The 8,193-nt window shown below is 64.7% G+C and carries 8 protein-coding genes; 3 read left to right on the top strand and 5 right to left on the bottom strand.

All coding sequences use genetic code 11. The features are described 5' to 3' along the window. Window positions 1-626 precede the first annotated feature (626 nt). Both AC3EO4_RS55180 and AC3EO4_RS55175 read right to left on the bottom strand, forming a co-directional pair. Window positions 627-800: a hypothetical protein gene (locus AC3EO4_RS55180; protein WP_431904797.1), complete on the bottom strand. Its 174-nt coding sequence runs from the start codon at window positions 798-800 to the stop codon at window positions 627-629. A gap of 108 nt (window positions 801-908) precedes the next feature. Then, complete coding sequence (locus tag AC3EO4_RS55175) at window positions 909-1,319, bottom strand: inositol monophosphatase family protein (protein ID WP_431904794.1); 411 nt, start codon at window positions 1,317-1,319, stop codon at window positions 909-911. 386 nt (window positions 1,320-1,705) lie between these two features. On the opposite strand from AC3EO4_RS55175, the gene AC3EO4_RS55170 reads away from it, so the two are divergent. Then, complete coding sequence (locus AC3EO4_RS55170; protein WP_431904792.1) at window positions 1,706-2,134, top strand: DUF6086 family protein; 429 nt, start codon at window positions 1,706-1,708, stop codon at window positions 2,132-2,134. Between the two features lie 63 nt (window positions 2,135-2,197). Here AC3EO4_RS55170 and AC3EO4_RS55165 read toward each other — a convergent pair whose 3' ends face one another. The 3 genes from AC3EO4_RS55165 to AC3EO4_RS55155 form a co-directional block, all read right to left on the bottom strand. Beyond that, window positions 2,198-2,707 carry an Imm21 family immunity protein gene (locus tag AC3EO4_RS55165; protein WP_431904789.1) on the bottom strand — a complete coding sequence of 170 codons (510 nt, stop codon included), beginning with the start codon at window positions 2,705-2,707 and terminating at the stop codon, window positions 2,198-2,200. Between the two features lie 282 nt (window positions 2,708-2,989). Then, the gene (locus tag AC3EO4_RS55160) at window positions 2,990-3,214 is read right to left on the bottom strand and encodes a hypothetical protein (RefSeq protein WP_379572771.1); all 225 of its coding nucleotides are present in this window, start codon (window positions 3,212-3,214) and stop codon (window positions 2,990-2,992) included. Window positions 3,215-3,560: 346 nt separating this feature from the next. Further along, the gene (locus AC3EO4_RS55155) at window positions 3,561-4,334 is read right to left on the bottom strand and encodes a L,D-transpeptidase (protein WP_431904786.1); all 774 of its coding nucleotides are present in this window, start codon (window positions 4,332-4,334) and stop codon (window positions 3,561-3,563) included. 217 nt (window positions 4,335-4,551) lie between these two features. On the opposite strand from AC3EO4_RS55155, the gene AC3EO4_RS55150 reads away from it, so the two are divergent. Both AC3EO4_RS55150 and AC3EO4_RS55145 read left to right on the top strand, forming a co-directional pair. Then, window positions 4,552-5,301, top strand: coding sequence for a hypothetical protein (locus AC3EO4_RS55150; RefSeq protein ID WP_431904784.1), 750 nt, complete (start codon window positions 4,552-4,554; stop codon window positions 5,299-5,301). A 312-nt stretch (window positions 5,302-5,613) separates the two neighbouring features. Then, complete coding sequence (locus AC3EO4_RS55145; protein ID WP_431904781.1) at window positions 5,614-7,587, top strand: WD40 repeat domain-containing protein; 1,974 nt, start codon at window positions 5,614-5,616, stop codon at window positions 7,585-7,587. The last annotated feature ends 606 nt before the right edge of the window (window positions 7,588-8,193 follow it).

The raw sequence follows: 8,193 nt of genomic DNA, 5'->3' as shown, positions 1-8,193 counted from the left end.
GTGACGAACTGGCCTACGTCCAGCGCCATTAGCGCTGCGAGACGCACATGTTCGAAGCTGTCGCCGCGCTGTATCCAGAAGAGCGGAATCAGTATCACGCCGCCGAGAAGGCCGATGGCCAGGAACCGGATGACTGCCACACCACATGATCGTGGACTGGCCGGGCGATGCGCTACCTCGACATCCCCGCACTATGGGGCTGCCGGCGCTCCTGCTGGTAGTGGTGCTCCTGTCGAAGACGACTGCTACGGCGGCACCCTCACACGAGGAATTCGACTGGCTTGCGAAGCGCGACCCATTCCACCACATCTCCTGCGCGCCCTTAGCCCAGGTTCGAAAGACATCAGGAACGAACGATTTAGTAATGCAGACCAGAGGGCGGGCACGATTAACTCTGAACCGTGCGGAACGGAGCTGAACTGCGACTGTTACTGCAACCACAGGTCTCTGGCTTGGCTTTTTCTCGCCCGGATCGGTTCCGGTACGCTCTGGCCATGAGAATACGCTTCAGTTTCGGCCGGATCGGGGTCAGGAGCTTATGGCAGGCCAGCCTTGGCTTCGGGATGGTCATCGCGCTCTTTGGTATGTATCTCTTGGTTTCGGGTTATCGGTCAGCCCCCGAGACGCTACGAGTCGACTCCGCCGTACTTGGTGATGTGCGCAGCATCGGCAAAGTCCTGGGAGAGGCCACCACCGAAGATCCCGGCTGGGAAGGTGGAGAGAGCACAGTTACGAATATATTTGCGATCGATACCGGAACCGCGGACATTCGAGAGGCGCTCGAGAAGTCGAGCGATCATCTACTTCAGCGTAAATGGGTGATCACTGCTCAGCGACTCCCCGAAACGATACTTCTGGAAGCGATCGACCACAGAGGCACGAGCCTGCAGATCGATGCATTCCATCCATTAAAGATGGGTGAATATCCAGAACCGATCAAGAAGGCGGTCGGAATGTCGACCAATCCAGAAGAACTTCTCATTGTATACGCATTTGTTGGCTGGTCCGTCTTGCATGATGGAGACCCTGTTTCCGGCTGAGGTTCCGTCCAGCGGATCGACCAGCCAGGCCGCCGGTGCCTCCCGCAGCGCCATAAGCAGCCGAGGATCACCGGCCGTTGCCTCCTCACCGACGACCGGGGCATCCACCACTCCGCGCAGCCCTCGGCTGATCAGTTCCTCAGCCTCGCGGTCGGCCACGGTGACCACCTCATCGGGTGACTTCTCGGTAACCTCGCCATCGGCCAGCGCCCGAAATCGGGGAAGGATCGCGATCTCCGCGGCGTCGAGCAGTATCTCGGTCACCTTGTTGATCCACATGACCACGACCATAGCCCTGGCGTCATCCCGCGGTGGGCGACCTACATCGCGACGAGTTCGTCTCCCTCGGCAAGCATCGCGCCTTCCACGGGCCGACAACGCCCTACGCGAGGCCAAGAGGGCGAAGGCGTTGAAGGAGATGGACCTTGGACGCTTCACTCCGTGATCTACGGCACGAGCCTCACAGTGTGGATGAGACACGACAGCGACCAGCCGGCTCTGTGAATGCCTGGTAGAAGAAACGAAGAAGCAGCGTAGGAAGCAGGACGAAGGCCAACGGCACGAACGGGTGGCGGTGCCGCACTGTCAGCTGGGGCCTCGTCCAATGGCCGGAGACGTCAGGTTTGGCTGAGCGGTGTCCGGCGCCAAGGAAGCGCAGGGAATGCATGAGCCAGTATTTCCAGGTTGGCGATCAAGTCCTCTGGAACGCCTCGAGCGGAGTGGCCGGCCTGTTCATGCGATCAGCGGAGGCGCTTTCTCCCGAGACGGGATTGCCGACCGGACTCGGCCCTATGGAGAGCGACGAATGCGAGATCGACCTGGCCGCCTTCACAGCCTTCGTGAGTGCACTCATCGAGCGCTACGAGCGTTCGAATCATCCAATCCTGCACTCACTTATGGAGGGCTTCATAGCAACGGCTCTGGTGCTCCTGGAGCGCGGCGGAGCCGAACTCCCCGAGTTCGACGCCAACGACGGACGTTGGAGAGATGTGCAGGTGAGTGAGCATTCCCCATGGCCGGCGGCCGGTCAGGTACGTGATGTCGAGCGATGGGCGACCCTTTCGACACAGCACGCTCGGGCGATGCCACGCTGAGACCTCTACGACTCCTGACCACATGATCCGTGGGAGGGCACAGGCGTGGAGTACGCCCAGGGCTCAGGTTGTCGGTTGGAGTTGAACGAGGATCATCCAATTGTCCTCGTCTTTTATGTAGGTGCCTCGAACCCTGTACTCGCCTGGCTCGAGATCGATAATGATTCGGTCGTCAGGCTGCAGCTCAGCGCCGGGAATGGCGGAGTCGAAGAGTACGACTGCCTCCCTTACCTCCCATTTCAGGTCTTCGTCGTCGTCCCAATCCGGCTCTGCCACGAGGGCTTGCCTGGCCGCCGTGACCAGTTCGGCTTCGGAGTATGCGGCGGCCCATCGCAGGAAGAGACGTTCGGTCGGCAGATAGGTCGTCATCGCGGGTTCGTCGCCGAGAACAAGCGCCTGCTGCGCACCAACGGTGACGGTGCCGATGTAGCCCTCAACCGCACAGGCACGGCCATAGTCGCCCCAGGTCTCGACAGGGCCGTCATCGTCCTCCGCGCCTGTCCAGTTGTTCAGCTCGGACTTGGGGATGACGATGAGTGGCCCTCCTGCTGTACGGACCCAGGTGTGCAGCACTGATGGCCTCTCTTTACTGTGTGACCGTTCTGGGGTGGACAGAGTACGGGCATCGGCCTCTGGCCGAATCGCGCCCATCGAAGCTCAGATGATCTCAGGGGACTGGACTGACCCCGATCGCGGGAAGACGAGCCGGGCGAGCAAGCACGTGCACGGATCAGAGTCACGCCTGCCACTTGGTCACCTCCGCGCGACGCGTGCACCTCTCAGAGATGAGCACATCGTTGGCGATCACCCCGAAGCCGGAGCGCCTCCGCCAGAGCCATGCTGACGGCAGGTCACTTACTCGGGAAGATCGAGTCCGTGTTGCTTGAGCGCCTTGCGGGCGCGGCGGAGGCACTCCTCTGGGGAATCCGCGTCGGCGCGAACCGACCAGCCGTCCCCGTGCCTCGGTTCACTGCTCGCATGGAAGGTCCAGGGACGGATGCCTTCCCGTCCGGGGTCTACTCGAAAGAGAGCGCTCACGTTGCGCTCCAGCAGCCACTCCAGCATGGCGGTCGCGTCCATCTGGGCAGGCTACTCAGGCCTTGCTGGGCGTCGGATCCCGGCGAGTTGTAAGGCCTCGGGCCGCTACCGTCCGAGACCGGCGTCCAGGCCGCGCGTCGGGGCGGCGCAGGAGCACTCGACAAGGCATCGGGCACGCAACGGGCACGACCCCCGGAACAGCCCCGATAAAGATCAAAGCCCAGGGGGATGACCTGGGCTTTTCTGTGGGGGAGCCTAGGAGATTCGAGCTCCCGACATCCTGCGTGCAAATCGGCACGATCTTCAGGTGTAGTGACCTCGACCTGTACGGCAGCGTCGGTGTGGCCGTGATTGACCGCGGGTACCACCGTGGCCGTCGCCCCCATCCTCAGGGAGCGATCAGAACCGGAGTTCCCAGAGGCAGCCCTGCCAGCACCTTGAGCGCGCGAGCAGGCACGCGGACGCAGCCGTGCGTGACCGCCTTGCCGAACACCTTCCGGTCCGGCCAGCCGTGGAAGGCGACCGTGCCGGGACCGCCGCCGAAGGTGTCGAGCGTCGCCGAGTGCGTGCCGAGCGGCAGGATCAGCGGGCTGTAGGTCTTCTTCTTCGGCGACATCAGGGCCAGCAGGAAGGTCCTGCCCACCGGCGTGGGCGTCTCTGGGCCGCCGACGGCCACGGTCCAGGTGCCGAGTTTCTTGTTCGCGTTCATCACGGTCAGCTGCCTGGTGCCCAGCTTCACGACGGCGCGGTAGCGGCTGCGCGCCTTCTTCAGGCCCGTAGCCTTGATCCAGCCGGTCACGTGGTTGGGCTTGCTGGGCAGGAGCACGCGGTACCAGCCCTTGCGCGCCTCCACCACGGGGACCCAGGTCTGGCTGCCGAGTTGCTTTGCCGGGAGGGTGGCCGTGGGCTTGCCGCCGGGCTGGGCGTAGACGCCCACCGTGCGTGCGGGATGGACCACGATGCCGCTCAGCTTGCCGTACACGTCGGTGTCCTGCGGGAGGCCGCTCAACTCCGTGAACGTGGTGGCCGTGGGGAGCGCGGTCGCCGTGACCGAGGCGCTGGCGGCGACGGGCGACGCGGCAACGCCGGTGTGGGGCGAGGCGACGAGGCTCATGGTCACGAGCGTGACGCCGATGAGTCGGCGGGGGGCATCGAGCGGCACGATCGGCTCCTGAGGTGCTATGACACATACGACACGAACGCGTAACCATCTGGCCTGCTAGATAACGCTTTGGACCGTTTGAATACGCGGGGCCAGCGAGTGTGACATTTTTACACAGATGAGCCCTATGAGGCTCAAGCTCTCTCATACATCCCGAGGTGCGATCGTGACACCCCCCAGACTCTCTTCAGTACGTCGCTGGATCGCAGCGGCGCTCATGCTCGCAGTGGCGGCGCTCGCGGTGCTCGCCATCTCCAATACGGCCTCAGCGGGAGCGCTCCAGGGAAAGCCGCCCGGCGACAACGGCGACGTCAAGATCCACAAGTGGACGACGCCGGAGGACGACCAGCGCGACGAGCCGCATGTCTGTGTGTTCTATCTGGTCGGGTTCAACTTCGACGCGGCCGAACAGGTGAGCTGGGAGATCAAGTCCTGGCCGCCCACGGGTGACCAGACCACAGTGAAGAGCGGCACCCTCGTGCTCGACAACGACGGGCATGGCCGTACCGTCGACATGACCCTGCCGAACGGGCACTACAAGCTGTTCTGGACCTTCGCGGGGAAGCACGGCGCGCCCAAGCACAAGGTGTTCTGGGTCGAGTGTGAGCCCACGCCCACCCCGACGGGGACGCCGTCCCAGACGCCCACCCCGTCGCAGACGCCCACGCCGTCCCAGACGCCTACCCCGACGGGGACGCCCTCTCAGACGCCTACGCCGACGGGCACTCCGAATCCGACTTCCACACCCACTGCGACGTCCACAGTGACCCCCACTCCCACGCGGACGCCCACCTCGACGCCGGCGCCGAGCAACACGCCGACCCCCACCCACCCCGGTAAGGGAGATCGCGAGACGGCGACCAGCGACTGGCTCGAGTGGGACGAGAACATCACACGGACGCGGGACGAGCCCAAGCCCGCGCCCACCCCGACGCCGGTGAAGACCGACATCCCGGTCACTGGCTGACACGCGACACCGAACGACGGAGGGCCCGGATCAAGACGATCCGGGCCCTCCGTCGTCTCTCCGCTCCGGACGAGCATGCGCGGCGGATCCGCGGGCATCGCGTTCACGTCGCGGAGGAGCAGCGAACCGAGATCGCCGTCGATGATCCGGAGATCGAACGACAAGCGCGATCACCTCGCCGGAGGAGCACTCAAGAAGCCATCGGACACGCAACGGGGCCTCGCCAGCTCCGGCCACGCACCGCCACCCGAGAAGACGACTACCCCGGTTTCTTGGAGACGCGTCCCGGTGCCGGCAACTACCATGCGCGGCATGTCGTCACTGTCCCGCCATGAGGACCCGATTGTTCGTCCTACTGCCTGGCGTGTGCAACAGACGTGGACCAGTCTGCTGCCGAAGGGCGTGACGTCATGCCCGCCGTTAGGCACCACCGACGGTCACACCAATTGGGTGGCGGCGGTGACGACCGCGGTCTTCGACGGCCGTGCCGTGGCGGTCACCGGAGGCGGCGACGACACCGTACGGGTCTGGGATCTGTCGACCGGCGAGCGGGTCGGCGCCTCATGGGCTGGTCACACGAACGCGGTCCGGGCGCTGGCGATGTCAGTTCTGGACGGTCGCCCTGTTGTGGTCAGCGGTGGTGACGACGACACCGTACGGGTGTGGGAACTCGCGTCCGGTAGGCCGGTGGGTGAGCCGTTCCACCTTCAGGCTGACAGTGTGGAGGCCCTCGCGATCGCGGAACGCCATGGCCGCCGGGTGGTGGTCGCTGGTTGCTACGACACGACGGTACGGGTCTGGGACCTGGAAACACGGCAGGAGGTGATGGCACCGATCCGCGGCCACACCGGCCCGGTGTACGCGGTGGCGACCGCGGTGCTGGACGGCCGCTGGGTGGCTGTCACAGGCGGCGACCGAACGGTCCGGGTATGGGACCTGGAGACCGGGGATCCGGTGGGTAGCCCGTTCACTGGCCACAGTGGACACGTGGGCGCGGTTGCGGTCACGGAGCCGGCTGCCGGCCAGCTGGTGGTCGTCTCTGGTGGCTACCAGACGACCACACGCGTGTCGGACCTAGCCACCGGACTTCCGGTCGGTGACCTCCCCCGATCTGCGGACCTAGAGGCAGTGACGACCACGGTTCTGCACGGCCGACCGGTGGCGATCACCTGCAACTCCAACGAGCCGACCATCCAGGTGTGGGACCTGAAAACGGCCGAACTGGTCGGTGAGCTGTTCCCTCAGCATCCCCGCACGGTGCATGCGGTGGCGACGGCAGTGGTGGATGGCCGGCAGGTGGTGGTGTCGAGTTGCGACGGCGGGTCGGTCCGGGTGTCCGATCTGGTCGTCGGCGAACCGGCCGACAAACCAGTTCGCCACGACGCCGCGATCACGGCGGTGGCCACCACTTCAGTGGCCGGCCGACCGGTGGCGGTCACCGGCGGCGATGACGAATCCGTACGAGTATGGGATCTGGACACCGGCGATCAGGTGTGCCAGCCACTCACGGACAACACCGGCGCCGTCACTGCTGTGGCCGCGACCCAGGTGGACGGTCGCGCGGTGGCGATCACCGGAGCCAAGGACGGCGATGTCCGACTCTGGGACCTCACACTGGGGAAAGCGGCCGGAGCACCGTTGACCACCCACCGCCGCCCGATAACCGCCGTCGCGGCCGACAACACGGGCGACCCACCCCGGGCCATCACTGCCAGCGACGACAAGACCATCCGGGTATGGGATCTCCGCACCGGCGAAGAGACCGGCGACCCCCGCAAGAGCGACCATCGATGGGTACACGACCTCGCCACCACCACGCTCGACGACCAGCCCGTCGCCCTACTCGGACGGTGGGGCGGCGGCTTCCGGGTCCGTGACCTCACCACCAACCGCGACACCGGACTCCAGACCACCGGAAGCAACGGCAAACCGGTACGCCTCGTGGCCGCCACCATCGTGGACGGACGACCCATCGCCATCACCACGAACGATGACTGGCGCGACCCACCGATGAAGGTATGGGACGTCGCCACCGCTCAGCAGATCGGCCAACTTTCCACGGGAACCGTGAGCGCACTCGCCGCCACCACCGTCGACGGCCACCCCATCGCGGTTGCCGCCAGCCACAGAACGGTAGCGGCATGGAGCCTCACCACCTTCGACAAGATCAGCCCTGACATCGAATTCCCCGACTTAGTCAATGCCGTCGCTGCCACCCCACAAGGCCACATCATCGTCTGCTTCGACCGTGACATCGCCGTATTCACCGCAACCCGATCGAGCTGACCATGGCATGGTTCGACAGGACTGTAGAGAACCGGCAGCCCCCATCCTGAGAAGGGCAAAGATCAACCGCAGGAACCATCGGGGATGGGATCACGTCTGCCACATGGGGAACCGCGGCTTTGGCCGCCGAGCCCGTAATGCCTCGATCTCCTCGCGATCCATGTGCCAGCCAAGTCAGGAACAGCGCCAGACTTCCCCTGCGCTCGATAGCTGCCATCTCCGGGACTGTCAGGCGGGTTCCGTCAGCCGGTGACCTTCCACGATCATCGGTTGCCCTATGTGCACGACCGTCCTTGACGGGGTTCCGTCTCCCCGAATAATCGGGCAATGGGCGCAGGGGTTGCACGGAGGTCGGTCCATGACCTTGTGAAGCCCAGGTGTCCTCGAAGAAGACGTGCAAGGCGGTCAAGAAGCTGGGTGACCGGCTGGATTCGTAGCAGTTGCCGTATTTGCCGCTATACAAGATCGAAAAGGCCACTTCCCAATCATGGGAAGTGGCTTTGACCTGAGGTGGACCTTCGTTGTGCCTATTCGAACCAGGCCTGCGAGGCGCTATCTAGTGAGCACACCGTCGCAAGGCCGGAAGTCTCCGTCTCCGTCTCCAGT

The sequence above is a fragment of the Nonomuraea sp. bgisy101 genome (genome assembly GCF_057708945.1).
The sequence above is the reverse complement of the archived record's forward strand: the minus strand, read 5'-3'. Positions and strand labels throughout refer to the sequence as shown.

Bases quoted from the DNA above. Each gene is read 5' to 3' on its own strand.
- AC3EO4_RS55180 (WP_431904797.1), bottom strand. From the start codon at position 800: ATGATCGCTCGACTTCTCGAGCGCCTCTCGAATGTCCGCGGTTCCGGT.
- AC3EO4_RS55175 (WP_431904794.1), bottom strand. From the start codon at position 1,319: ATGTGGATCAACAAGGTGACCGAGATACTGCTCGACGCCGCGGAGATC.
- AC3EO4_RS55170 (WP_431904792.1), top strand. From the start codon at position 1,706: ATGAGCCAGTATTTCCAGGTTGGCGATCAAGTCCTCTGGAACGCCTCG.
- AC3EO4_RS55160 (WP_379572771.1), bottom strand. From the start codon at position 3,214: ATGGACGCGACCGCCATGCTGGAGTGGCTGCTGGAGCGCAACGTGAGC.
- AC3EO4_RS55150 (WP_431904784.1), top strand. From the start codon at position 4,552: ATGCTCGCAGTGGCGGCGCTCGCGGTGCTCGCCATCTCCAATACGGCC.
- AC3EO4_RS55145 (WP_431904781.1), top strand. From the start codon at position 5,614: ATGTCGTCACTGTCCCGCCATGAGGACCCGATTGTTCGTCCTACTGCC.